The sequence below is a fragment of the Pseudomonas sp. GM84 genome (assembly GCF_000282535.1).
Lineage (GTDB): Bacteria > Pseudomonadota > Gammaproteobacteria > Pseudomonadales > Pseudomonadaceae > Aquipseudomonas.
Genome location: NZ_AKJC01000086.1, coordinates 36588 through 59864, shown reverse-complemented (window position 1 = coordinate 59864; position 23277 = coordinate 36588). Strand labels below are relative to the sequence as shown.

Annotated in this window: 22 protein-coding genes; 10 read left to right on the top strand and 12 right to left on the bottom strand. The window is 63.7% G+C overall.

Annotation, left to right across the window (positions count from 1 at the left end; translation table 11 throughout):
* Positions 1-131 precede the first annotated feature (131 nt).
* The 3 genes from mksB to mksF are packed head-to-tail and all read left to right on the top strand — an operon-like array spanning position 132 to position 4934.
* Positions 132-1409 (top strand): Mks condensin complex protein MksB, encoded by a 1278-nt coding sequence (mksB, locus tag PMI38_RS06695; RefSeq protein ID WP_008092032.1) that lies wholly within the window; start codon positions 132-134, stop codon positions 1407-1409.
* Positions 1399-2106 (top strand): Mks condensin complex protein MksE, encoded by a 708-nt coding sequence (gene mksE / locus PMI38_RS06690; RefSeq protein ID WP_008092029.1) that lies wholly within the window; start codon positions 1399-1401, stop codon positions 2104-2106. The genes mksB and mksE overlap by 11 nt, the downstream gene beginning before the upstream one ends.
* Positions 2103-4934, top strand: coding sequence for an Mks condensin complex protein MksF (gene mksF, locus PMI38_RS06685; protein ID WP_008092027.1), 2832 nt, complete (start codon positions 2103-2105; stop codon positions 4932-4934). The genes mksE and mksF overlap by 4 nt, the downstream gene beginning before the upstream one ends.
* A gap of 164 nt (positions 4935-5098) precedes the next feature.
* Here mksF and PMI38_RS06680 read toward each other — a convergent pair whose 3' ends face one another.
* The 5 genes from PMI38_RS06680 to rplU form a co-directional block, all read right to left on the bottom strand.
* Entirely contained in the window at positions 5099-5539 is a 441-nt protein-coding gene (locus tag PMI38_RS06680; protein ID WP_177324902.1) for a CreA family protein, read from the bottom strand.
* Between the two features lie 17 nt (positions 5540-5556).
* A complete protein-coding gene (gene proB, locus PMI38_RS06675; RefSeq protein ID WP_008092025.1) occupies positions 5557-6675 on the bottom strand; it encodes a glutamate 5-kinase in 1119 nt (372 codons plus the stop codon).
* 87 nt (positions 6676-6762) lie between these two features.
* Complete coding sequence (gene cgtA / locus PMI38_RS06670; protein WP_008092024.1) at positions 6763-7989, bottom strand: Obg family GTPase CgtA; 1227 nt, start codon at positions 7987-7989, stop codon at positions 6763-6765.
* A gap of 190 nt (positions 7990-8179) precedes the next feature.
* Positions 8180-8437 (bottom strand): 50S ribosomal protein L27, encoded by a 258-nt coding sequence (gene rpmA, locus PMI38_RS06665; RefSeq protein WP_008092023.1) that lies wholly within the window; start codon positions 8435-8437, stop codon positions 8180-8182.
* A gap of 38 nt (positions 8438-8475) precedes the next feature.
* Entirely contained in the window at positions 8476-8790 is a 315-nt protein-coding gene (rplU, locus tag PMI38_RS06660; RefSeq protein WP_008092021.1) for a 50S ribosomal protein L21, read from the bottom strand.
* Positions 8791-9035: 245 nt separating this feature from the next.
* On the opposite strand from rplU, the gene PMI38_RS06655 reads away from it, so the two are divergent.
* From PMI38_RS06655 to PMI38_RS06645, 3 genes are all read left to right on the top strand, one after another.
* Positions 9036-10004 (top strand): polyprenyl synthetase family protein, encoded by a 969-nt coding sequence (locus PMI38_RS06655; protein ID WP_008092019.1) that lies wholly within the window; start codon positions 9036-9038, stop codon positions 10002-10004.
* A 164-nt stretch (positions 10005-10168) separates the two neighbouring features.
* Complete coding sequence (locus tag PMI38_RS06650) at positions 10169-10510, top strand: zinc ribbon domain-containing protein YjdM (protein ID WP_008092017.1); 342 nt, start codon at positions 10169-10171, stop codon at positions 10508-10510.
* 83 nt (positions 10511-10593) lie between these two features.
* Complete coding sequence (locus PMI38_RS06645; protein WP_008092014.1) at positions 10594-10839, top strand: PA4570 family protein; 246 nt, start codon at positions 10594-10596, stop codon at positions 10837-10839.
* A gap of 129 nt (positions 10840-10968) precedes the next feature.
* On the opposite strand, the gene PMI38_RS06640 is transcribed toward PMI38_RS06645, so the two are convergent.
* The 5 genes from PMI38_RS06640 to PMI38_RS06620 all read right to left on the bottom strand — a co-directional run bounded on the left by PMI38_RS06640 (position 10969) and on the right by PMI38_RS06620 (position 15794).
* Positions 10969-11586, bottom strand: a complete 618-nt coding sequence (locus PMI38_RS06640; RefSeq protein WP_008092012.1) for an FKBP-type peptidyl-prolyl cis-trans isomerase — start codon at positions 11584-11586, stop codon at positions 10969-10971.
* Between the two features lie 85 nt (positions 11587-11671).
* On the bottom strand, positions 11672-11977 hold the full coding sequence (locus tag PMI38_RS06635; RefSeq protein ID WP_008092011.1) for a DUF6482 family protein: 306 nt from the start codon (positions 11975-11977) through the stop codon (positions 11672-11674).
* Between the two features lie 238 nt (positions 11978-12215).
* A complete protein-coding gene (locus PMI38_RS06630) occupies positions 12216-12704 on the bottom strand; it encodes a TIGR00645 family protein (protein ID WP_008092009.1) in 489 nt (162 codons plus the stop codon).
* 149 nt (positions 12705-12853) lie between these two features.
* Positions 12854-13192, bottom strand: coding sequence for a PA4575 family protein (locus tag PMI38_RS06625; RefSeq protein WP_008092007.1), 339 nt, complete (start codon positions 13190-13192; stop codon positions 12854-12856).
* A gap of 163 nt (positions 13193-13355) precedes the next feature.
* Positions 13356-15794, bottom strand: coding sequence for a Lon protease family protein (locus PMI38_RS06620; RefSeq protein WP_008092005.1), 2439 nt, complete (start codon positions 15792-15794; stop codon positions 13356-13358).
* A 254-nt stretch (positions 15795-16048) separates the two neighbouring features.
* On the opposite strand from PMI38_RS06620, the gene PMI38_RS06615 reads away from it, so the two are divergent.
* From PMI38_RS06615 to PMI38_RS06600, 4 genes are all read left to right on the top strand, one after another.
* Positions 16049-16537, top strand: coding sequence for a DUF3015 domain-containing protein (locus tag PMI38_RS06615; protein WP_008092003.1), 489 nt, complete (start codon positions 16049-16051; stop codon positions 16535-16537).
* 72 nt (positions 16538-16609) lie between these two features.
* Positions 16610-18463 (top strand): Lnb N-terminal periplasmic domain-containing protein, encoded by a 1854-nt coding sequence (locus PMI38_RS06610; protein WP_008092000.1) that lies wholly within the window; start codon positions 16610-16612, stop codon positions 18461-18463.
* Positions 18464-18674: 211 nt separating this feature from the next.
* Positions 18675-19031 carry a hypothetical protein gene (locus PMI38_RS06605; protein WP_008091999.1) on the top strand — a complete coding sequence of 119 codons (357 nt, stop codon included), beginning with the start codon at positions 18675-18677 and terminating at the stop codon, positions 19029-19031.
* Between the two features lie 68 nt (positions 19032-19099).
* A complete protein-coding gene (locus PMI38_RS06600) occupies positions 19100-19597 on the top strand; it encodes a GreA/GreB family elongation factor (protein ID WP_008091998.1) in 498 nt (165 codons plus the stop codon).
* A 138-nt stretch (positions 19598-19735) separates the two neighbouring features.
* Here the strand turns inward: PMI38_RS06600 and gdhA are convergent, their stop codons facing one another.
* A complete protein-coding gene (gene gdhA, locus PMI38_RS06595; protein WP_008091997.1) occupies positions 19736-21076 on the bottom strand; it encodes an NADP-specific glutamate dehydrogenase in 1341 nt (446 codons plus the stop codon).
* Positions 21077-21401: 325 nt separating this feature from the next.
* Positions 21402-23069 carry an energy-dependent translational throttle protein EttA gene (ettA, locus tag PMI38_RS06590; RefSeq protein ID WP_008091996.1) on the bottom strand — a complete coding sequence of 556 codons (1668 nt, stop codon included), beginning with the start codon at positions 23067-23069 and terminating at the stop codon, positions 21402-21404.
* Positions 23070-23277: the final 208 nt, after the last annotated feature.

Here is a 23277-nt window from a genome sequence, read left to right as displayed (position 1 = left end):
TTGCCGGCGATGAGGCCGGTGAATCCCCCAGATAAACCAGGGTTATCCCTCATTACAGACCAAGGGGTGAAATCCTCCCCCCGGGATGCAGTACAATCGCCCCCTTTTTACTTGGCAACGAGTAGACGCCAATGATCGAACCCAAGCGCGTCCTGCGCGCCCTAGCCGAACACTGGGCACTGATCGAGCCGCTGTGCGAGCGCTTCGACCAAGGCACCCTGAGCCTGGTCGAACTGCGCCAGCAAGTGGGTCGCCAGCAGGTGGAAAGCACGCCGCAGGACATCACCCAGCTGCTCGACGTATGGATCCGCCTGGATATCCTGGTGCCGGTGGCCAAGAGCCCGAACCGTTTCGAGCTCAACGCCCAGATCCACGATTTCCTCGCCTACCTGCGCCGCGAGCACCGTCTGGGCCTGTGCCTGGAAATCGAGGCTTACCTGCGCCACCTGGAGCGCCTTGCCGGGCACATCCAGGACGCCTTCGACAACCGCGACAGCGATGACCTGGCGCGCCAGTTGCGTCTGCTCGACATGCGCGTGCGGGATGTCCTGAAGAAGCTCGACAACGATGAGCAGGCGCTGGTCGCCGTGGCCGAACGGGCCAAGACCAGCAACCGGCAGATTCCGCTGCGCCAGCGTTATGCCGAGGTGCTCGCGACCTGGGACGAGTACGTCGAGCCGATGATCCAGCTGGTCAACGCCGACGGCGCCTTCGAACAGGGCGTGCGCAAGGTCGAGACGGTGCTGTTGAAACTGCTGGGCGAACAGGCGCGCCTGGGCCACCTGGTCGACGACGACATGCTGCTGCGCACCCACGCGCGGATCCTGGAGATGCAGACCAGCGCCCAGCTGACCCTGCGCCACGCCCGTGAATTGCTGCTGCCGCTGCGCGAAGAAGCGCGCCGGCACAACGCCGTGACCCGTGGCGCCGCGCTGGCCCTGTCGGTGATCCGGCGCAAGGGCATCGACGCCGTGCCGCAGGCCGCCATGCCGCTGTTCACCCGCCCGCAGAGCACCTTCCTCGGCAGTGCCAGCCAGGTCGAGGCCTATGTCTACGCCCTGGCCCGCTTCGAGCCGAAACCGGCCAAGTTCCCCAAGGCCCACAAGACCCAGAGCGGCCCGCTGCCGCGCGCGCCGCGCACGGTCAAGGAAATGCTCGAACGCTGCGAAGGCGCCCTGCCGCTGCCCGACCTGATGGTCTGGCTGCTGGAGCAGGAACCCGAAGGCGCCACCGACGAACTGCTGTACTGGTTCTCGCGCCTGTCGCGGGAGAAGCGCTTCAAGCGCGAGCGCCTGGAACGGCGCGAGTACACCACCCAAGAACACCTGGTCAGCCTGCGCTCGTTCGCCCTGTCGTCCGGCCGCGAAGCGCAACCTGAAACCAACGCGAGCCCAGCCCATGCATCTTGATCTTTCCGAACTGTCCCAGCTCGCGCCGATCTTCCGCGAGCTGTTCAAAGGTTTCCACGTCAGCCGCCGCGACCCGGAAATGTACGCCCAGCTGTCGAACTTCCAGGACCAGTACCGCACGCTGTTCAAGGCCCTGGGCTTCGAGCTGGTCTGCGATACCCGCGGCTTCTACTACTTCGTCCCCGAGCAGGCTGCCGCGCAGGTCAACAAGACCGCCCAGCGCCTGTCGCTGTTCACCTTCATCCTGGTCGAGCACCTGGCCGACCAGGGGCGCGACCCGATGGCCGTGCTCGACGGTGGCAGCATCGGCCGCGACGAACTGCCCTCGCTGCTGGACAAGTACCGCGACCTGTTCCTGCAGGCCGAAGTGCAGACCGTCGACGAACTGGAAGAAAAGATCATGCGCCGCATGACCCAGCTCGGCTTCGCCCATGAAGAAGGCGGCATCTACCGCTTCCTGCCGCCGATGCACCGTTTCCTCGACGTGTGCCTGTCGGTGCAGCAGGACCGCGACCTGGCCGCCAGCCTGCACAGCGACCTGCCGCTGCCGACCCCGGTACTGGTCGAGGAAGAAAGCGCCGAAGCACTGGCGCGCACCGACGACCCGCTCGACCTGACCCCGTTCGAGGCCGAGGAAAGCGAAGAAGAGGCCCTGGCCCGGGCCATCCGCGAAGAGCAACAGGAGATTGATGCATGAGCCAGGAACGCTACGGCATCCGCCGCTTCGCGCTGCTCAACACCGCCGGCTACAGCCTTGGCCTGTTCCCCCTGGAGCACCCGCTGTCGGTCTACGGCGCCAACAACCTGGGTAAATCGGCGTCGATCAACGCCCTGCAGTTCCCGATCCTGGCGCGCATGTCCGACATGAGCTTCGGCAAGTACAGCCTGGAGCAGTCGCGCCGCTTCTACTTCGCCAGCGACACCTCGTACATCCTCTGCGAACTGAACCTGCCCCACGGCCCCCACGTGATCGGCGTGGTCGGCCGTGGCCCGGGTGGCGGTTTCGGCCACCAGTTCTTCGCCTACAAAGGCGAGCTGGACCTGGCCCATTACCAGAAGAACGACACCTGCCTGCGCCAGAAGGAGCTGTTCACCAACCTCGAGCGCCTGGGCCTGAAAGCCTATGAGCTCAAGCCCGACGAACTGCGCCGGCTGCTGGTCGGTGGCCATACTTCGGTGCCGCTGGACCTGACCATGATCCCGCTGCGCTCGACCAGCGAGCAAAGCCTGAAAACCTTCCGCGCGCTGTTCATCAACCTGCTGCACATGCGCGAGATCACCGCCGCCAAGCTCAAGCAGCTGTTCCTCGACGCCTTCGAGCACAGCCTGCGCTCGGGCAGCGTCGACTACATCGCCGCCTGCGAGGAAGCCTTCCGCGACGTGCGCCGCATGGAGCAGGACTACAACGCCCTGGTCGCCGCTGGCCCCCTGGTCGAGGCCCTGGCCGGCGGCGTGGCCCAGCGCGACATCCTGCGCGGCAAGCTGCACCGCCTTTCGCCACTGCTCGACAACCTGCTGGGCACCTGGCAGGAATACGCCATGGCGCGCAAGGAAGAGCTGGTCATCCAGGCCGAGCACTACCGTGGCGAGCAGGACCGCCTGCAGAACGACCAGCGTGGCGGCACCCAGGAGCTGATGCGCCTGGAGCGTGAGATCACCGGCATCCAGCGCTGGCTCGGCGAGCTGTCGGTGCTCAAGCACCGCTTCGCCCTGGTCGACGACGTCAAGGTCCTGGAGCAGCAGCTGCTGGCGGCCAAGGACGCCCACGACGAACTGGCCGGTGCCCTGGCCCAGTCGCGCCAGTTCTCCGCCGAAGACCTCGACGAGCGCGTGCGCGACCTGGAAAAACGCCTGAAGCAGGTCAAGCAGCAGCTCGACCACGCCGACAACAACAGCTACGCACGCCTGCGCGAAGAGTTCTCGCAGCAGGATGTCGACCGCCTGATGCGCCTGTTCAACGGTGCGCTGTTCAGCCTGCCGCTGGGCGACCGCGGCATCGAGCTGGACGACAGCGACCTGTGGGTGAAATCCCTGGAAGCGGTGCTCGATGGCTTCAAGGGCGAACGCTTCGAAGCGCCTGGCATTTCCATCGATATCTCGCACATCGACCCGCCGGCCCTGCAGGCCCTGGCCGACCGCGCCGCGCTGCGTGACCAGAAAGACCGCCTGGATCGCGAGCTCAAGCAGCTCAAGACCCAGCAGTCGGTGGCCGCCGACCGTACCGCCTCCAAGGCGCAGACCGAAGCCCTGTACCAACAGGTACTGGATGCCCAGAAGGCGCTGGAAGACTACCGCCGCAGCGAAACCCTGGCTGCCGAAGAGCCCGAGAAGCTGGAGCAATTGGCGCAGCTGGAAGCTGCCCAGGACGAGCTCAAGCGCTCCAGCGATGCGTTCACCGAGCGCGTCCAGCAACTGTCGGCCAAGCTGCAGCTGGTCGGCCGCCAGATCGGCGACCTGGAGTCCAAGCAGCGCACCCTGGAAGATGCCCTGCGTCGTCGCCAGCTGCTGCCGGCCGACCTGCCGTATGGCACGCCGTTCATGGAAGCGGTCGACGACTCCATGGATAACCTGCTGCCGCTGCTCAACGACTACCAGGACAGCTGGCAGGGCCTGCAGCGCGTCGACAACCAGATCGAAGCGCTGTACGCCCAGGTGCGCCTCAAGGGCGTGGCCAAGTTCGACAGCGAAGACGACATGGAGCGCCGCCTGCAGCTGCTGGTGAACGCCTATGCGCACCGTACCGACGAGGCCCTGACCCTGGCCAAGGCGCGCCGCGCCGCCGTCACCGACATCGCCCGTACCCTGCGCAACATCCGCAGCGACTACGACAGCCTCGAGCACCAGCTGGCCCTGTTCAACCGCGAGATCAACAAGCGCCAGGTGTCCAACCTGGAGAGCTTCCGCGTGGTGCTGGCGCCGAACAAGGAAGCGCTCAAGCACATCGACCAGATCATCCACAGCGCCGGCCAGTACGAGGAAGGCGAGACCCTGTCGGTGTTCGACCTGACGCAAAGTACCGATCAGGACCACAAGAACGAAGAGGCCAAGGAGTACCTGGCACGGCTGGTGGCGGCCAACCACAACCAGCTGGGTCTGAAAGACCTGTTCGAACTGGCTTTCGAGATCACCAAGATCAACAGCCAGCCGGTGATCCACGCCGACATCGATGGCGCTGCCTCCAACGGCACCACCATGACCATCAAGGCGCTGACCAACATGTACCTGTTGCTGCACCTGATGGACCGCGACCTGGCCGGGCGCATTCGCTTGCCGTACTACCTCGACGAGGCGGCGGACATCGACGAACGCAACCAGGCGGCGTTGCTGGAGACCAGCCTGCAGCTGGGCTTCGTGCCGATTCTGGCGAGCGTGAAGCCGCAGGTGTCGGCACAGGTGGCGATCGATCTGGAAGGCGGTAGCGGGCCGAATGGCATCTACATCGACGAGGCGGACTGGAAGTTCATCAGTCGCCTGGATGAGGTGAAGGCGGTCGTGCGCGAGGATGAGGCCGAGGAATTGGCCTAGGTTCTGCGCAGAGGGGCCGCTTTGCGGCCCATTCGCGGGGCAAGCCCGCTCCCACAGGACTACACCAGACTCAAGGTCTGCGGGGAACCTGTGGGAGCGGCGGTGCGGCGATCCGACTTGTCCCGCGAATGGAGGCCGAAGGCCTCCCCTAACTCAACGCGGTATCAGTGCGCCCAAGGCAGAATCGGTATCGCCGTCACCGCATTCTGCGGGCTGCCTTCGATCATGCGATCGCTATACACCAGGTACACCAGCGTATTGCGCTTCTTGTCCAGGAAGCGCACCACCTGCATGGTCTTGAACACCAGCGAAGTGCGCTCCTTGAACACTTCCTCGCCGTCCTTCAACTCCCCGCTGAAGCTGATCGGCCCGACCTGACGGCAGGCAATCGACGCCTCCGCCCGATCTTCGGCCAACCCCAGGCCGCCTTTCACACCACCGGTCTTGGCCCGCGACAGGTAGCAGGTCACGCCCTGAACCTTCGGGTCATCGAAGGCCTCGACGACGATGCGATCATTCGGCCCGACGAACTTGAACACGGTGGACACCTGGCCAATTTCCTCGGCCCCGGCAACCATCGGCAAGGCCAGTGCCAGCACGGCCATCGCCCGCTTCAGCACGCTCATACCAGCACCAGGTTGTCGCGGTGCACAAGCTCCGGCTCTGCGCTGTAACCGAGCAGGGACTCGATGGCATCGGACGGCTGACCGATGATCTTCTGCGCTTCCAGCGCACTGTAGTTGGCCAGGCCACGGGCCACTTCAAGACCATCCGGGCCGACGCAGACCACCATCTCGCCACGGCGGAAGCTGCCCTGTACGGTCTTCACGCCGACCGGCAGCAGGCTCTTGTTGGCCTCACGCAGCGCCTGCACGGCACCGGCGTCGAGGACCAGGGTGCCGCGGGTCTGCAGGTGGCCCGCCAGCCATTGCTTGCGCGCCGCCAGCATGCCGCGCTCGGGCGACAGCAGCGTGCCCAGGCGTTCGCCGGCCTTGAGACGGTCGAGCACGCGCTCGATGCGGCCACCGATGATGATGGTGTGGGCGCCGGAACGGGCCGCCAGGCGCGCGGCGCGCAGCTTGGTCTGCATGCCGCCACGGCCCAGCGCGCCACCGGTACCACCGGCCACGGCGTCGAGCGATGGGTCGTCGGCACGGGCTTCGTAGATAAGCTGCGCTTCGGGGTTGTTGCGCGGGTCGGCGTCGAACATGCCGTCGCGGTCGGTGAGGATCACCAGCAGGTCGGCTTCGACCAGGTTGGCCACCAGCGCGGCCAGGGTGTCGTTGTCGCCGAAGCGGATTTCGTCGGTGACCACGGTGTCGTTTTCGTTGATCACCGGCACCACTTCGAGGTCGACCAAAGTACGCAGGGTGCTGCGCGCGTTCAGGTAACGCTTGCGGTCGGACAGGTCGTCATGGGTCAGAAGGATCTGCGCGGTGTGCTTGCCGTGCTCGCCGAAGCTCGACTCCCAGGCTTGCACCAGGCGCATCTGGCCGATCGAGGCAGCGGCCTGCAGCTCGTTCATCGCGCTCGGTCGCGAGGTCCAGCCCAGCTGGCTCATGCCGGCAGCCACGGCCCCGGAGGAGACCAGTACCAACTCCACGCCTGCTTCACGCAGCGCGACCATCTGCTCGACCCACACAGCCATGGCGCCACGGTCGAGGCCCTTGCCATCCGCCGTGAGCAGCGCACTACCGATCTTCACGACCCAGCGCTTGGCGCCAGTCACCTTGCTTCGCATCTTGTCTTCCAACCTATGTCGAATCTGTAGATACCGTAGATACAAAAACGCCGCTCCAAAGAGCGGCGTTTAGTGTACTGCAACCGATCAGTCGCGCACGTAAATGATTTCCGGGCCGTCTTCGTCGTCCTCGAAATCATCGTCCCAGGCATCGTCGTCGCCGATGTCGTGCACGCTCTTGACGCCGGTACGGCGCAGGGTGCGGGCGTCGTCCAGGGCCTGCAGCTGGGCACGGGCTTCGTCTTCGATGCGCTGGTCGAGCTCGGCCAGCTCTTCGGCGTAGGCCGGGTCGTTGGCCAGGCGGTCGGCGCGGTCTTCGATGTAGCGCATCAGGTCGTGGCTGAGCTGCTCGGTGCCCTGCTTGGAGATGGCCGAGATCACGTAGACCGGGCCTTCCCACTGCAGGCGCTCGACGACTTCCTTGACGCGCTCGTCGCGCTCGTCGTCCATCAGCATGTCGGCCTTGTTCAGCACCAGCCAGCGCTCACGGTCGGTCAGCGACGGGCTGAAGCGGGTCAGCTCGTTGATGATGACCTCGGCGGCATCGGCCGGGCTGCTGCCGTCCAGCGGCGCCAGGTCGACCAGGTGCAGCAGCACGCGGGTACGCGCCAGGTGCTTGAGGAAGCGGATACCCAGGCCGGCACCGTCGGAGGCGCCTTCGATCAGGCCGGGGATGTCGGCGATGACGAAGCTCTTCCAGCGGTCGACGCTGACCACGCCCAGGTTTGGCACCAGGGTGGTGAACGGGTAGTCGGCAACTTTCGGCTTGGCGGCCGAGACCGAACGGATGAAGGTGCTCTTGCCGGCATTCGGCAAGCCCAGCAGGCCAACGTCGGCCAGTACCTTCAGTTCCATTTTCAAGTCGCGCTGATCACCCGGCTTGCCTGGGGTGGTCTGGCGCGGCGCACGGTTGGTGCTGGACTTGAAACGGGTGTTGCCCAGGCCGTGCCAGCCGCCTTGGGCGACCATCAGCTTCTGACCTGGGGTGACCAGGTCGCCGATCACTTCCTGGGTCGAGGCGTCGATCACGGTGGTGCCGACCGGTACGCGCAGGAACAGGTCTTCGCCCTTCTTGCCGGTGCAGTCGGTGCTGCCACCGTTGGAGCCGCGTTGGGCTTCGTGGTGACGGGTGTAGCGATAGTCCACCAGGGTGTTGAGGTTTTCGTCGGCAACCATGTACACCGAGCCGCCATCGCCACCGTCACCGCCGTTGGGGCCACCGTTCTCGATGAACTTCTCGCGACGGAAGCTCATGCAACCGTTACCGCCGTCACCGGCCTTGACCCGAATGGATACTTCGTCAACAAACTTCATTCAAAAACCGCCTCTCGTCGATCGACGAGTTGAAGACTTAAAAAACCTGAGGCTCTTGCAAAAATGAGCGCGGCGGCCCCGTACGACCGTAGAAACCCACGCCGGCAGCCCATACAAACAGCTTTGCAAGAGGCTCACCACAAACGAAAAAGCCCCGTCGCATGACGGGGCTTCTGGAGCGACGTCGCGATTAAGCGGCGACGATGCTCACGTAACGGCGGTTGAACTCGCCTTTCTTCTCGAACTTGATCACGCCTTCGATCTTGGCGAACAGGGTGTGATCCTTGCCCATGCCAACGCCGTAGCCGGCGTGGAACTGGGTGCCGCGCTGACGGACGATGATGTTGCCGGCCTTGACGACCTGGCTGCCATACATCTTCACGCCAAGGCGTTTCGATTCTGAGTCGCGACCGTTACGGGTACTACCACCAGCCTTCTTGTGAGCCATGGTTCAATTCTCCAAATAAATTCAGGGGATCTAGGGGATTAAGCCTGGATGCCGGTGATTTTGATCTCGGTGAACCACTGGCGGTGGCCCATACGCTTCATGTGGTGCTTACGGCGACGGAACTTGATGATGCGTACTTTATCGTGACGGCCTTGCGAAACGACTTCGGCAACAACTTTAGCGCCAGCGACGACTGGTGCGCCGATGGTGACTTCTTCACCGTTGGCAACCAGCAGAACGCGATCGAAAGTCACGGATTCGCCAGTGGCGATTTCCAGTTTTTCGATCTTGAGGAATTCACCTTCAGCGACTTTGTACTGCTTGCCGCCGGTAACGATTACTGCGTAAGACATGGGTATTTCTCCGATAATCCTGCTCACCCAGCGCTTTATATGATGAGTATTGGCTGGCATGGCTGCATGGGGCTGGAACGGCCCTGTGCAATTGCGTAAGGCAGGTGCTGCCCAGGAAGTTAGGGTGCGCGATTGTACGCAACCCGGCTTTTGCTTGCAAGTGCCGGCCCCGGCCCACGGGCAGCGCGCCTTGACACACCGGGACCCGCGACCTAGCATGCCGCGCAACCTCACTGGAGCAGCCGATGCAACCCCAAACCTTCTACCGCGCGGTAGCTGACGATTTCAGCGCCGTCGACGAGATCATCAAGAAGCAGCTGACCTCGCGCGTGCCGCTGGTATCGAAGATCGGCGACTATATCACGTCCGCCGGCGGCAAACGCCTGCGCCCCCTGCTGGTGCTGCTGTGCGGCAAGGCCTTGGGTCGCGAGGGCGATGACCTGCGCCTGCTGGCCGCGACCATCGAATTCCTGCACACCGCCACCCTGCTGCATGACGACGTGGTCGACATGTCCGGCATGCGCCGTGGCCGTTCCACCGCCAACGCGCTGTGGGGCAACGCGCCGAGCGTGCTGGTGGGCGACTTCCTTTATTCGCGTTCGTTCGAAATGATGGTCGAGCTGGGCTCGATGCCGGTCATGCAGATTCTGTCCAAGGCCACCCGTGTGATCGCCGAGGGCGAAGTGCTGCAGCTGTCGCGTGTTCGCGATGCCAGCACCACCGAAGACGTCTACATGGAAGTCATCCGCGGCAAGACCGCGATGCTGTTCGAAGCTTCGACCCACAGCGCCGCCGCGCTGGCCGAGGCCACCGAGGAGCAGCGCGAGGCCCTGCGCACCTTTGGTGACCACCTGGGCGTGGCCTTCCAGCTGGTCGACGACCTGCTCGACTACAAGGGCGACTCGCAGACCCTGGGCAAGAACGTCGGCGACGACCTGGCCGAAGGCAAACCGACCCTGCCGCTGATCTACACCATGCGCGAAGGCACGCCTGAGCAGGCGGCACTGGTTCGCCAGGCGATCCAGAAGGGTGGCCTGGAAGACCTGGAGCAGATTCGTGTGGCGGTGGAAGCCTCCGGCGCCCTGGACTACACCGCGCAGCTGGCGCGCGACTACGTGGCCAAGGCCATCGAGTGCCTGGAAGTGCTGCCGGCCAGCGAATACCGGGATGCACTGGTTGAGCTGAGCGAGTTTGCCGTAGCGCGTACGCACTGAAAATCGCGTCGCCCTCTTCGCGGGACAAGCCCGCTCCCACAGGACCTGCATAGCCTCCTGCAGGAGCGGGCTTGTCCCGCGATGCTTTTGTGCAGACGAAACACTTCCTGGAGAAAACCTTATACAATATGGGCCTTTACCGCCTGTCTGTTTAAGGAACCGAAGTGAGCACTCTGCCAGCCTGTCCCAAATGCAATTCCGAATACACCTATGAGGATGGCACTCAACTGATCTGCCCCGAATGCGCCCACGAGTGGTCGGCCAACGGCGAAGCCGAAGCCGCCAGCGACGACGTGGTGAAGAAGGATTCGGTCGGCAACGTGCTGCAGGACGGTGACACCGTCACCGTGATCAAGGACCTCAAGGTCAAGGGTTCGTCCCTGGTGGTCAAGGTCGGCACCAAGGTCAAGAACATCCGCCTGTGCGACGGCGACCACGACATCGACTGCAAGATCGACGGCATCGGCGCCATGAAGCTGAAGTCGGAATTCGTGCGCAAGGTCTGATTGCGCAAAATCCGCCAATTGGCGCTTGCTATTCTGATAATAAGAATTATTCTCATTGGAGCCGCTATCCAAGGAGAATAGCCATGACTTATCTGATCGACGCCTGGCTGGACCGCCCCCACCCCTACCTGCGCATCCTGCACCGTGAAACCGGTGAAGTGTGCGCCGTGCTCGAAGAAGAAGCGCTGGATGAACTGCGCGACCAGGGTGACCTGGACCTTGAAGGGCTGAATTCGAGCGAGCCGGTGGTGCTCAAGGAGTTGGTGCGAAATCTGTTTCTGTTCTGCTATGCGCGGGCGTTGCGCCCTGCGGGAACGGACTGGAACTGAGGACGGCAGGCCCGGCCTGTTCGCGGGACAAGCCCGCTCCCACAGATACACCACAGTTTCCAAGCCCTGTGATGTACCTGTGGGAGCGGGCTTGTCCCGCGAATGGGCCGCAGAGCGGCCCCAAGGGCATTACAGAACGTCGAGCAGCTCGACGTCGAACACCAGTACGCTGTGCGGCGGGATGCTGCCAACGCCCTGGGCGCCGTAAGCCAGCTCGCTCGGCACGTACAGGCGCCATTTGCTGCCGGCATTCATCAGCTGCAGTGCTTCGGTCCAGCCAGCGATCACGCCGCCAACCGGGAATTCAGCTGGCTGGCCACGATCGTACGAGCTGTCGAAGACGGTGCCGTCGATCAGGGTGCCGTGGTAGTGGGTGCGCACGTTGCTTTCGCGGGTCGGCTTGGCGCCGTCACCTGCGGTCAGCACTTCGAACTGCAGGCCCGAAGCCAGGGTGGTGATGCCTTCGCGCTTGGCGTTCTCGGCCAGGAATTCCTTGCCCGAGGCAGCAGCAGCTTCAGCCTTGGCGGCAGCTTCGGCTTGCATCAGTTCACGGATGACCTTGAAGCTGGCCGACAGGTCGGCTTCGTTGACGCGGCTGTCGGCGCCGTTGAAGGCGTCGGTCAGGCCGGCCAGGATGGCTTCCAGGCTCACGCCCGGTGGCGGGTTGTCGCGCAGCTGGCCGCCCAGCTGACGGCCGATGCCGTAGCTAACGCGGGTTTCGTCGGTAGACAGGTTGAGTTCGGACATTGTCGTGCTCCACTGCAGGGCGCAGTGCAGCCGCGCCCTTGATGAAAAGGGCGAGCAGCCTAGCACACTGGGAAGCTGCGAGCAGCTACCAGGCCGAACGCTGGGAAATCGGCACCTTGAGGTCTTCTTCGGGGTGGGAACCCATACCGCACATTTCATCCTGCACGGACCAGTGCACCAGGTTCATCGAGACCATCGGGATGGTCTGCAACAACTTGCGCGCATCCTCCACCGAATGTACCCGCAGGCGCTCGCCACGGGTGTCGGCCAAGGGGTGGGCGCGACCCTTGACCCGGGCCTCGATCAGATAGTCACCGCCTTCGATGGCGATCAGGTTGACTTCGTCGACATGGCCGGCCCTGGCCTCGGTATTGAGCTGATGCAGGTTCATGGGAGCACCTCGCTGGTGGGAACCACGCATGAGTGCTCATTTTTTGTACGGGGGCGGGGAATACACAAGGCATAACTGACGCCGCTCGTCAGTTTTACCGTGGTGGCCGCTTCGCGGGACAAGCCCGCTCCCACAGGAATCGCGCCAGCTTCTGGAAATTGAGCAAGACAGTTGCTCCCACAAGTTCTGCACCGTACTTGTGGGAGCGGGCTTGTCCCGCGAAAGGGCCCGAGAAGGCTCAGTGCTTGGTGAGCTTGTCCAGGTAGCCCATGCAGAACGCCGACACCACGAAGGTCATGTGGATGATCACGTACCACATCAGGTAATCGGTGGAGATGTTCTGCGCATCCATGAACACCCGCAGCAGGTGGATGGAGGAAATCGCCACGATCGAGGCGGCCACCTTCATCTTCAGCGACGAGGAGTCCATCTTGCCCAACCAGTTGAGCTTCTCCTTGCTGTCGTCGATGTCCAGCTGCGACACGAAGTTCTCGTAGCCCGAGATCATCACCATCACCAGCAGGCCGCCGACCAGCGACATGTCGATCAGCGAGAGGATCACCAGGATCAGGTCGGCTTCGCTCAGGGCGAAGACGTTGGGCAGGACGTGGATGACTTCCTGGAAGAATTTCAGCGCCAGGGCCAGCAGGCCGAGGGACAAACCGAAGTAGATGGGGGCGAGCAGCCAGCGCGAGGCATACATCGCGTTTTCGAGAATACGTTCCATGGAGGGTTTTGGGACTCGTCAGGTGACTGGAAAAGCGAGCGCGAGTATAGCCAGCCGCCTGTGACAGCAAAAGCCCGGATTGGAGGGGGTGCGATGCAGCCCAATCGCCGGCAAGCCGGCTCCCACAGAGACTGCGTTGCGCCCTGCTCTCAGGATTCAGGATGGAACTGGTAGTCCCCAAGGTTGCGGCAGCGCTCGCCATTGATTCGTCGCAACTGAGCCTGCAAATGCAAGGTCCAGATCTGCGGCCCCTCGGTCACCTGATACCCATGCAGGGTCAGGCTGTCGACGATGGCGTTGAGCACCGACTCGGCCACCAGCGGCCCATGGAATGGACCCTGTGCCTTGATCGCCGAGGGTTGTTCACCGGACATGCCGGCGGCGAACAGCAAGGTCCACATGCCGTTGTCCCCGGCCAGCGGACGGATGCTGCATTCGATACGGGTCACCAGGCCCAGGCACTGGCGAGTAAGGCTGAGGTTGCGCATGGCCGCGTCCCCTCCAATGAGCCCTGTTCAGCCCGAAGCTCCCAGGCTGTTTCCATCCTGAACGCTGATGCCGTCCTTAGGTTCCATCATAGAAGAACAGCACAGAAAGTTTGAAAACCGGCGCTGAACGGTAGCACATGGCCGCCAGCGCCGATTTATTGACTCAGGCGGGTTTGGCCTGGGCAATCACCTCTTCCAGGCGCTCCTTTTCCGCACGCTCGATCTCTTCTTCGCTGATCATCTCGGCGATCTCGCGCAGGCGCTCGACCACCCGGGCATTGACGCTGCCTTCGGTGAACTGGCCCTTGTCGTCCAGCTCCCCGGCGTCCTCGCCCACCAGCAGGCTCAGCGCCTCGTCAGCCTGGCTGACCGCGTAGACATGGAACTGGCCGTTCTCCACCGCCTGCAGCACCCGCTCATCGAGCATCAAGGTAGCGACGTTGGCGCGCGGGATGATCACCCCCTGCTCGCCGGTCAGGCCACGGGCCTCGCAGAGGCGGAAGAAGCCCTCGATCTTCTCGTTGACCCCGCCCACCGCCTGCACTTCACCGAACTGGTTGATCGAACCGGTGATGGCGAAGCACTGCTTGAGCGGTGTGCGCGAGAGTGCCGAGATCAGCGTGCAGGCCTCACCCAGCGAAGCGCTGTCGCCGTCCACATAGCCGTAGGACTGCTCCAGGGCGATGCTCGCCGAAATCGCCAGGGGGAATTCCTGGGCATAGCGGCTGCCCAGGTAACCGGTGAGGATCATCACCCCTTTGGAGTGGATCGGCTGGCCCAGGTTGACCTCGCGCTCGATGTCGACGATGCCGCTGCCGCCCGGGTAGACGGTGGCGGAAATACGCGCCGGCATACCGAACGCCGAGTCGCCGACTTCCAGCACGGTGAGCCCGTTGCACTTGCCGATTGCCGCCCCCTCGGTGTCGATCAGGATGATGCCGGCGAGCATGTCGTCGAGCACCCGCTGCGAGACGCGACCGGTGCGGGTGGCCTTGGCCTTCAGCGCACGTTCGATATGCCCGGCGTCGGTCATCTCGTCACTGGCCAGCTGGCGAATGAAATCGGCCTCGCTGACCAGCTGGAACAAATCACCGATACGTGCCGACAGGCGCGACTGGTTTTCCGCCAGGCGCGCGCTGTAGGTGGCCAGGCGCGCTACCGCATCGCTGGTCAGCGGCGCCATGCCCTCCTCGTTGGTGCGGGTGCGCAGCAACTGGGCGAACTGCTCCAGGTTCTCGTCGACCATCGGCATGTCTTCGTCGAAGTCCACCAGCACCCGGAACATCTCCTGGAAGTCCGAGTCGTGGTCCTGCAGCGCGTAGTACAGCTGGCGCGAGCCGATGATCACCAGCTTGACGTTGAGCGGGATCATCTGCGGCGTCAGGCTGACGGTGGCGACCCGGCCCAGCTCGCCCAGCGGCGACTCCATCTTCAGCTTGCGCGACTGCAGGGCACGCTTGAGCGCATCCCACACGAACGGCTCGCCGAGCATTTTCTCGGCTTCGAGGATCAGGAACCCGCCGTTGGCACGGTGCAACGCACCCGGGCGCAGCTGGCGGTAGGAGGTGTACAGCGCGCCCTGGTCGGTGCTGTATTCGATCCGGCCGAACAGGTTGTCGTAGGTCGGGTGCGGCTCGAACACCACAGGTGCGCCACCGTCAGCGTTGTGGCCCACCACCAGGCTCGGGGCGTACTGCTCTTCGAGCAGCTTGCGCGCGGCGGCGTCGGTCTTGCTGTCATCGACCAGTTGCTCGACCACGGTACGCAGCAGGTTCAGCTGCACGGACTGCAGGTAGGCACACACCGCCGCGTTCTCGGCGTACTTTTCCGACAGCGGCGCCAGCAGGGGTTGCAGGGCCAGCGTGATGGTTTCTTCGTTGAGCTGGCGCAGCTGGTTGTTCGACTCGCGCTTCCATTGCGGCAGGCTCGCCAGTTCCTCGTTGAGGCGCTCTTCAAGCAGGGCGATGTCCTCGTGGAACTGTTCACGCACCTCTTCCGGCAGCTGGCCGAACTCGGCCTCGTCCAGCGCCTTGCCGTCGGCCATCGGGGTGAAGGCGACATTGCTGGCATCGCGGTACAGGGCCACGTCCTTTTCCAGCGAAGCGCGCTCGATCACATCCAGGGCGCGGTCGTAACGCTGATTGAAGGCGCGGTCGATGGCGCCTTTCTTCTGCTGGTACGACGGGTGCTCGAACACCGCCGGGAAGGTGGCCAGCAGGTTGTCGATCAGCCCGCCCATGTCGCTGATGAACGCCGCGGCGCTGCCGGAGGGCAGCTCCAGGGCACGCGGCTCGCGTGCATCGTCGTAGTGGTTGACGTAGAGCCAGTCGGCCGGGGTCTGTTGGCGCTTGCCCTCGGCCTTGAGGTAGCGCTTGACGAACGAGAAGCGGCCGGTGCCGGGCTCGCCCATTACATACACGTTGTAGCCAGGGCGCGGCATGGCCACGCCGAATTGCAGGGCCTCGACGGCACGCTCCTGGCCCAGGACGCCACGAAACGGCTCCAGATCGTCGGTATGGGTAAAGGCAAACTGCTCGGGGGAGAAACGCCGGGTCAGGGCTTCAGGCGCGAGACGCAGGCGCGCAGCGACAGGATCGGGCATTGGGTTTCCTTACTTCGGCGGGGCGGATACGCAGCATTCTGGCGCTGCCCGCGCGCGCGTTGCAAGGCTCGGCGGGACTTTATGTCGCAGCGCCCACGCGGTAGTACAGGAGCAAATTTTTCGCAATGAACGACGCAACCTTTAGATCGTGCCTAAACTCCAAGCTGCGCGGGTGGGTGAAACGCTTTCCCGACCTGGCAACCGAGTTGCCAGAAACCCTGACCCTTGGTTAAGACAAATAGAGAACAAATGCTATGAAACGGATTCTTCTGGGTACTCTGTTCACCGTGGTCTCCCTCAACGCCATGGCCGAAGCGCCAGGTGGCCCGAACTGCGGCTGGGGCAACATGCTGTTCGAAGGCCAGCGCGGCACCCCGGCTCACTTCCTGGCCTCCACCACCAACGGCACCTCCGGCAACGCCACGTTCGGCATGACCTCCGGCACCAACGGCTGTTCCACCAAGGCCTCGCTGACCTACGGTGGCAAGTCCTGGTTCGCCATGAACGGCATGATGAACGAACTGTCCGAAGACATGGCCATGGGCCAGGGCGAAGCCCTGACCACCTACGCCGTGGTCCTGGGCGTGGCACCGGAAGACCGCGGCTACTTCGCCTCGGTTGCCCACCAGCATTTCAGCCAGATCTTCAGCAGCGCCGACGTGACTGCCGAGACTGTCCACAACAACACCCTCGCCGTTCTGAAGAACGACCCGCGCCTGGCCAAGTACGCTACCGAGGCCTAAACGCAGCTACTCCCGCCCCACCCCGGGGCGGGTTTCGCCTTTTTCGGCATCGTTAAGAAGTAGTTGCCCGACATGCTCAAACGCCTCGCTTACCTGGCGCTGTGTATCTGCGCCCCCGTTCAGGCTGCACCGGTGCTGGACGACGCCCGTGTGCAACAACTGGCCAACACCCCCTACTGGATCGCCTTGGGTCATTACGAAACCGCCAAGCTCGGTGGTTGGCGCAGCTATGTGGACGATGACGCATTCTTCCTCGCCGAGGACGGCGCGCACCACCCGGACCAGGAACTGCGGGCCACGGTGCAGGCGCTGTACGCCCCGGCCAACCTGGGCGACAAACACGCCCAATGCGTGTTCCCCGCGCGTACCCGCTGGCTGCGCGAGCAGCTTGACCTCCAAGGCCTGCCGCAGCCGGACTGCCAGGAGTTCAAGACCTGGTACCAGTCGATCGACCCGCACAGCGCCGCGTTGATCTTCCCGGCGGCCTACCTGAACAGCCCGTCGTCGATGTTCGGCCATACCCTGCTGCGCATCGATCAGTCCACGACCCGCAGCGACGACACCACGCTGCTGAGCTACGCGATCAACTTCGGTGCCTATATCGAAGGCAGCGACAACAGCATTCTGTATGCCTGGAAAGGCCTGATGGGTGGCTACCCGGGCCTGTTCGCGCTGATGCCCTACCAGGAAAAACTCTCCGAATACCGCAGCCTGGAGAACCGCGACCTGTGGGAGTACCAGCTGGACCTGACGCCCGAGGAAACCGGGCGCATGGTCGAGCATGTGTGGGAGCTCAAGCAGATCCAGTTCGACTACTTCTTCTTCGACGAAAACTGCTCCTACCGCCTGCTGGAGCTACTGCAAGTGGCCCGGCCGAGCCTGGACCTGACCTCGCAGTTCCCGATCACCGCCATCCCCACCGATACGGTCAAGGCCGTCAAGCAATCGGGCCTGGTGGCCAGCGAGACCTACCGCCCTTCGCGCGAACGCGAACTGCTGGCCCGCGCCGAGCCGCTGGACCCCGACGAAAAACGCCAGGTGCTGGCCGTGAGTGCCGACACGGCGCAACTGCAAAGCCCCGCGTTCACCGCCCTGCCCCGCGAACGCCAGGCGCTGGTGCAGGATGCCGCCTACCGCCTGGAGCGCTACCGCGCCAACGGCCAGGAGCGCGACCCCGGCCAGGCAGCCCGCAGCTTCGAGCTGCTGCGGGCGATCAACCGCAACCCGCCGCCGCCACTGGAAATCGAACGCCCCGGCCTGCCTGAGGACGGGCATGACTCGCGCACCTGGCAGCTGGGGGCCGGTACCCGTGAAGACCGCGCTTATGCCGAGTACGGCCTGCGCATGGCCTATCACGACCTCAACGACAACGCCTATGGCTTCCCCCTGGGTGCCCAGATTGAAATCCTCCAGCTCAAGCTGCGCCAGTACGAAGGCAACGACTGGCAGGTGCAGCGCCTGGACCTGGCCACCATTCGCTCGCTGACGCCGCGCAACGCGCTGCTCAAGCCCTGGTCGTGGCAGGTTGCCGGCGGCCTGGAGCGGGTACCGGGCAAGCATGACGACGAGGTGCTGGTGAGTCATGTGAACGGCGGTGCCGGGGGCACCTGGCAGCTGGCCGATGGCTTGCTGGGCTTTGCCCTGGGGACGGTGCGGATCGAGCACCACAACGACTTCGCCCAGTTCATCGCACCGGCGGCGGGGTTCAATAGCGGGCTGTTGTGGCGCAACGGGCTGGGCAACCTGACGCTGGAGGCCAAGGGCGATTACTTCACCAATGGCGAGGTGCGGCGCAGTGTGAGCCTGAACCAGCAGTGGGAGATCAGCCAGAACCTCGGGCTGAGGCTTAGTGCTTCGCGGGAGTTCAGCCATTTGGCGACGGCGCAGAATGAGGTGATGCTGGAACTCAAGTGGTATCACTATTGATGGTGGCCTGTACTGGCCCTTTCGCGGGGCAAGCCCGCTCCCACAGGGTACTTGTGGTGAACCTTGTGGGAGCGGGCTTGCCCCGCGAAAGGGCCGGCACAGACCACAGAATATTCAATGTGAACCAACCGACGCTTTGACACTGTTTTGACAGCCCCACGACAACTGCCCACCTAGACTTTCCTGTATCACTCAGAGGGTCTCGAAGGTCATGTCGCGGTACTGGTTCGGCTTATGCATTGCCTTGTTGCTGTCAGCTTGCGAAACCACCCACGAGCAGATGCTCAGCCAAGGCTACCCGCCCTCCTACGCCGACGGCTTCCAGGACGGCTGCAGCAGCGGCCGCCAGGCCGCCGGGGTCATGGCTGGCGACTTTCGCAAGGATGTCCCGCGCTACCTGCACAACCGCCAGTACGAAACCGGCTGGGACGATGGTTTTCGCCAGTGCAATGCCATGAAGAATGGCGAGGATGAACGCCAGTACCGTGACCGCTACTGGGACGAGCGTGACCGCGAATGGCAGCAGGAGAAAGACCGCGACGCCGCGCGTGCCTATCGTCACGACTAGGTCGCAAACGGACATCCGTTGAAACCTGCGACCTGTCACCATGGTCTCCAGCACAAGGAGGCCCGCCCATGAGCCGAGCATTCGTCAACGAGGACCAGGCCGCCGCCCAGGCCGATCAACCCGTGGAGCGGCGCGTCAGCGACCAACCCAACTACCTCACCGCCAGTGGCCTGCGCCAGCTGCAGCAGCGCGTGGCCGAGCTCAATGCGCTACGCAGTGAACTGCAGGCCCAGGGTGAGGGTGCGGACAAGCAGCGCCTGGCGGATACCGAGCGCGATCTGCGCTACTTCAGCGCCCGGGTGCAGAGCGCGCAGGTGGTGCCTGCCGCCACCTCGACGGACAAGGTGCAGATCGGTAGCCGGGTGAGGTTTGTCGATGAGCAGGACCAGGAGCATGTGGTGCAACTGGTGGGGGAGGATGAGGCCGATGCTGGCCGGGGGCTGATCAATTGGGGGTCGCCGCTTGGGCGGGCGTTGTTGGGCGCCGAGGCTGGGGATGAAGTGGTGTGGCGGCGGCCTGCGGGGGATCAGTCGATCGAGATCATCGAGATTGGTATTGAAGCCTGAAAGGCGGGGCCGCTGCGCGCCCCAATCGCCGGCAAGCCGGCTCCCACAGGTACAGCAGCGCCGCTGATACTGTGGGAGCCGGCTTGTCGTGGCGACGAACCGCGGCGATTGGGCTGCAAAGCAGCCCCAACTATTACATCAGACCACGCCCTGAGCCAGCATGGCGTCGGCTACCTTGACGAAGCCCGCGATGTTGGCGCCCTTCACATAGTTGATCGTGCCATCGGCCTCTTCACCGTAGTGCACGCAAGCATGGTGGATCGACTGCATGATGTTGTGCAGCTTGCTGTCCACTTCACCGGCGGTCCACAGCAGGCGCATGGCGTTCTGCGACATCTCCAGGCCCGACACCGCAACGCCACCGGCGTTGGAGGCCTTGCCCGGGGCATACAGGATGCCGGCTTCGATGAAGATATCCACAGCTTCCAGGGTGGTCGGCATGTTGGCGCCTTCGGCGACGCAGATGCAGCCGTTGCGCAGCAGGGTGCGGGCGTCTTCGCTGTCCAGCTCGTTCTGCGTGGCGCACGGCAGGGCGATGTCGCACGGCAGGCTCCACGGGGTCTGGCCCTTGCGGAACTCCAGCCCGAACTGCTCGGCCAGCTCGCTGATACGGCCACGCTTGACGTTCTTCAGCTCCATCAGCGCGTCCCACTGGGCGTCGGTCAGGCCCGCTTCGGCGTACAGGGTGCCTTCGGAATCCGACAGCGAGATCACCTTGCCGCCCAGGTCCATGACCTTGCGCGCAGCGTACTGGGCAACGTTGCCGGAACCGGAGACGGCCACGCGGCGGCCATCGATGCGCAGATCGCGACGCTTGAGCATTTCTTCGGCGAAGTACACGCAGCCGTAGCCGGTGGCTTCAGGGCGGATCAGGCTGCCGCCGTAGGTCATGCCCTTGCCGGTCAGCACCGAAGTGAACTGGTTGGCCAGGCGCTTGTACTGGCCGAACATGAAGCCGATCTCGCGGGCACCCACGCCGATGTCACCGGCCGGCACGTCGACGTCGGCGCCGATGTGGCGGTACAGCTCGCTCATGAAGGCCTGGCAGAAGCGCATGACTTCGGCATCGCTCTTGCCCTTCGGATCGAAGTCCGAGCCACCTTTGCCGCCGCCCATGGGCAGCGAGGTCAGGGAGTTCTTGAACACCTGCTCGAAGGCCAGGAACTTGAGCACGCCCAGGTTCACCGACGGGTGGAAGCGCAGGCCGCCCTTGTACGGGCCGATGGCGCTGCTCATCTGGATGCGGTAGCCGCGGTTGACCTGGACCTTGCCCTGGTCATCGACCCACGACACGCGGAACAGCACGGCGCGCTCGGGCTCGACCATGCGTTCGAGAATGCCGGCTTGCAGGTAGTGAGGGTTGGCTTCGAGGAACGGCCAGAGGCTGCGTAGCACCTCTTCGACGGCCTGGTGGAATTCAGGCTGGGCAGGATCGCGTTGTTTCAGACGCGCAAGGAAATGGTCGACAGATTCGATCATGGTAGACATCTCACCAAGAGGGATTGGACTTATTGGTTTTTTCCGCAATGTACCAAGAAGCAATCGCACGGGAATAGGGCGAAATGTCGTTTTTTTGAAATTATTTGGTGCGTTTTATATAAATGTATACAAAACACCACGATTCGTGTTGGCAAATCTGGCCTCTTCGCGGGGCAAGCCCGCTCCCACAGGGGGACTCCAGAACCCCTGAAATCGTGGGAGATTCTGTGGGAGCGGGCTTGCCCCGCGAAGGGACACCACCCTTTTACCCCAGGCACAAAAATGGGGCCCCTGAGGGCCCCATTCTTGTGCATCCGAAACCGGCTTACTGCGCCAGCTTCTTGTGCCGTACACGGTGCGGCTGGGCAGCAGCGTCGCCCAAGCGCTTCTTGCGATCCGCTTCGTACTCGGTGTAGTTGCCCTCGAAGAACACCACGTTCGAGTCGTCTTCGTAAGCCAGGATGTGGGTAGCCACACGGTCCAGGAACCAACGGTCGTGGGAAATCACGATCGCAGCGCCCGGGAAGTCCAGCAGGGCTTCTTCCAGCGAACGCAGGGTTTCGACGTCGAGGTCGTTGGACGGTTCGTCGAGCAGCAGGACGTTGCCGCCCTCCTTCAGGGTCAGGGCCAGGTGCAGACGGCCACGCTCACCACCGGAGAGGTCCTTGACGAACTTCTGCTGGTCGCCGCCCTTGAAGTTGAAGCGGCCAACGTAGGTACGCGACGGGATCTCGTAGTTGCCGATGCGGATCATGTCCGAACCGTCGGAAACCTGCTGGAACACGGTCTTGCCACCGTCCAGGTCTTCACGGCTCTGGTCCACGCAGGCCAGCTGCACGGTTTCACCGATCTCGATGCTGCCCGAATCCGGTTGTTCCTTGCCCATCAGCATGCGGAACAGGGTCGACTTACCGGCACCGTTACCACCGATCACGCCGACGATCGCGCCTTTAGGCATGGCGAACGACAGGTTGTCGATCAGCACGCGATCGCCATAGCCCTTGCTGACGTTCTTGAATTCGATGACCTTGTCGCCCAGGCGCGGACCGGCCGGGATGTAGATCTCGTTGGTTTCGCTGCGCTTCTGGAATTCCTGCGATTGCATTTCTTCGAAGCGCTGCAGACGGGCCTTGGATTTGGACTGGCGGGCCTTGGCGCCTTTGCGCACCCACTCCAGTTCCTCTTTCATGGCCTTCTCGTGGGCGCTCTGCTGCTTGGATTCCTGCGCCAGACGGTCCGACTTGGCTTCCAGCCAGCCCGAGTAGTTGCCTTCGTACGGGATGCCGGCGCCGCGGTCCAGTTCGAGGATCCAGCCGGCGACGTTGTCGAGGAAGTAACGGTCGTGGGTGATCGCCACCACGGTGCCCGGGAAGTCGTGCAGGAAGCGCTCAAGCCAGGCTACCGAGTCGGCGTCCAGGTGGTTGGTCGGTTCGTCGAGCAGCAGCATGTCGGGGGCCGACAGCAGCAGGCGGCACAGCGCCACACGGCGCTTCTCGCCACCGGACAGGTGTTCGATGCGGGCATCCCAGGCGGGCAGGCGCAGGGCGTCGGCGGCGACGTCCAGCTGACGCTCCAGGTTGTGGCCGTCGGCCGCCTGCAGGATGGATTCGAGCTTGGCCTGCTCGGCAGCCAGCTTGTCGAAGTCGGCATCCGGTTCGGCGTAGGCCGCGTAGACCTCGTCCAGGCGAGCCTGGGCGTCCTTGATCACGCTGACCGCTTCCTCGACCACTTCACGCACGGTCTTGTTCGGGTCCAGCTGCGGCTCCTGGGGCAGGTAGCCAACGTTGATGTCGGGCATCGGACGGGCTTCGCCGTCGAATTCCTTGTCGACGCCCGCCATGATCCGCAGCAGGGTCGACTTACCCGCGCCGTTCAGGCCGAGCACGCCGATCTTGGCGCCAGGGAAGAACGACAGGGAAATGTTCTTGAGAATTTCCCGCTTCGGCGGCACGACTTTGCTCAGCCGATGCATGGTGTAGACGTATTGAGCCAAAACCAAGCCCTCTAAATAGATAGATAAAGACATCGACGATCGCCCCGGCAAAAGGCCAGGGCGATGTGTTTACGGGGTGTGAATGAACAAAGACGCCCATTCTACGCCAACGCGCGGCGTTTCACAGGGTGGTCGGATGGTGGGGGGATGGGGGCCGCTGTGCGGCCCATTCGCGGGACAAGCCCGCTCCCACATGTTCACCGCAGGC

Bases quoted from the DNA above. Each gene is read 5' to 3' on its own strand.
- mksB (WP_008092032.1), top strand. From the start codon at position 132: ATGATCGAACCCAAGCGCGTCCTGCGCGCCCTAGCCGAACACTGGGCA.
- mksE (WP_008092029.1), top strand. From the start codon at position 1,399: ATGCATCTTGATCTTTCCGAACTGTCCCAGCTCGCGCCGATCTTCCGC.
- mksF (WP_008092027.1), top strand. From the start codon at position 2,103: ATGAGCCAGGAACGCTACGGCATCCGCCGCTTCGCGCTGCTCAACACC.
- PMI38_RS06680 (WP_177324902.1), bottom strand. From the start codon at position 5,539: ATGGCCGTGCTGGCACTGGCCTTGCCGATGGTTGCCGGGGCCGAGGAA.
- proB (WP_008092025.1), bottom strand. From the start codon at position 6,675: ATGCGAAGCAAGGTGACTGGCGCCAAGCGCTGGGTCGTGAAGATCGGT.
- cgtA (WP_008092024.1), bottom strand. From the start codon at position 7,989: ATGAAGTTTGTTGACGAAGTATCCATTCGGGTCAAGGCCGGTGACGGC.
- rpmA (WP_008092023.1), bottom strand. From the start codon at position 8,437: ATGGCTCACAAGAAGGCTGGTGGTAGTACCCGTAACGGTCGCGACTCA.
- rplU (WP_008092021.1), bottom strand. From the start codon at position 8,790: ATGTCTTACGCAGTAATCGTTACCGGCGGCAAGCAGTACAAAGTCGCT.
- PMI38_RS06655 (WP_008092019.1), top strand. From the start codon at position 9,036: ATGCAACCCCAAACCTTCTACCGCGCGGTAGCTGACGATTTCAGCGCC.
- PMI38_RS06645 (WP_008092014.1), top strand. From the start codon at position 10,594: ATGACTTATCTGATCGACGCCTGGCTGGACCGCCCCCACCCCTACCTG.
- PMI38_RS06640 (WP_008092012.1), bottom strand. From the start codon at position 11,586: ATGTCCGAACTCAACCTGTCTACCGACGAAACCCGCGTTAGCTACGGC.
- PMI38_RS06635 (WP_008092011.1), bottom strand. From the start codon at position 11,977: ATGAACCTGCATCAGCTCAATACCGAGGCCAGGGCCGGCCATGTCGAC.
- PMI38_RS06630 (WP_008092009.1), bottom strand. From the start codon at position 12,704: ATGGAACGTATTCTCGAAAACGCGATGTATGCCTCGCGCTGGCTGCTC.
- PMI38_RS06625 (WP_008092007.1), bottom strand. From the start codon at position 13,192: ATGCGCAACCTCAGCCTTACTCGCCAGTGCCTGGGCCTGGTGACCCGT.
- PMI38_RS06620 (WP_008092005.1), bottom strand. From the start codon at position 15,794: ATGCCCGATCCTGTCGCTGCGCGCCTGCGTCTCGCGCCTGAAGCCCTG.
- PMI38_RS06615 (WP_008092003.1), top strand. From the start codon at position 16,049: ATGAAACGGATTCTTCTGGGTACTCTGTTCACCGTGGTCTCCCTCAAC.
- PMI38_RS06610 (WP_008092000.1), top strand. From the start codon at position 16,610: ATGCTCAAACGCCTCGCTTACCTGGCGCTGTGTATCTGCGCCCCCGTT.
- PMI38_RS06605 (WP_008091999.1), top strand. From the start codon at position 18,675: ATGTCGCGGTACTGGTTCGGCTTATGCATTGCCTTGTTGCTGTCAGCT.
- PMI38_RS06600 (WP_008091998.1), top strand. From the start codon at position 19,100: ATGAGCCGAGCATTCGTCAACGAGGACCAGGCCGCCGCCCAGGCCGAT.
- gdhA (WP_008091997.1), bottom strand. From the start codon at position 21,076: ATGATCGAATCTGTCGACCATTTCCTTGCGCGTCTGAAACAACGCGAT.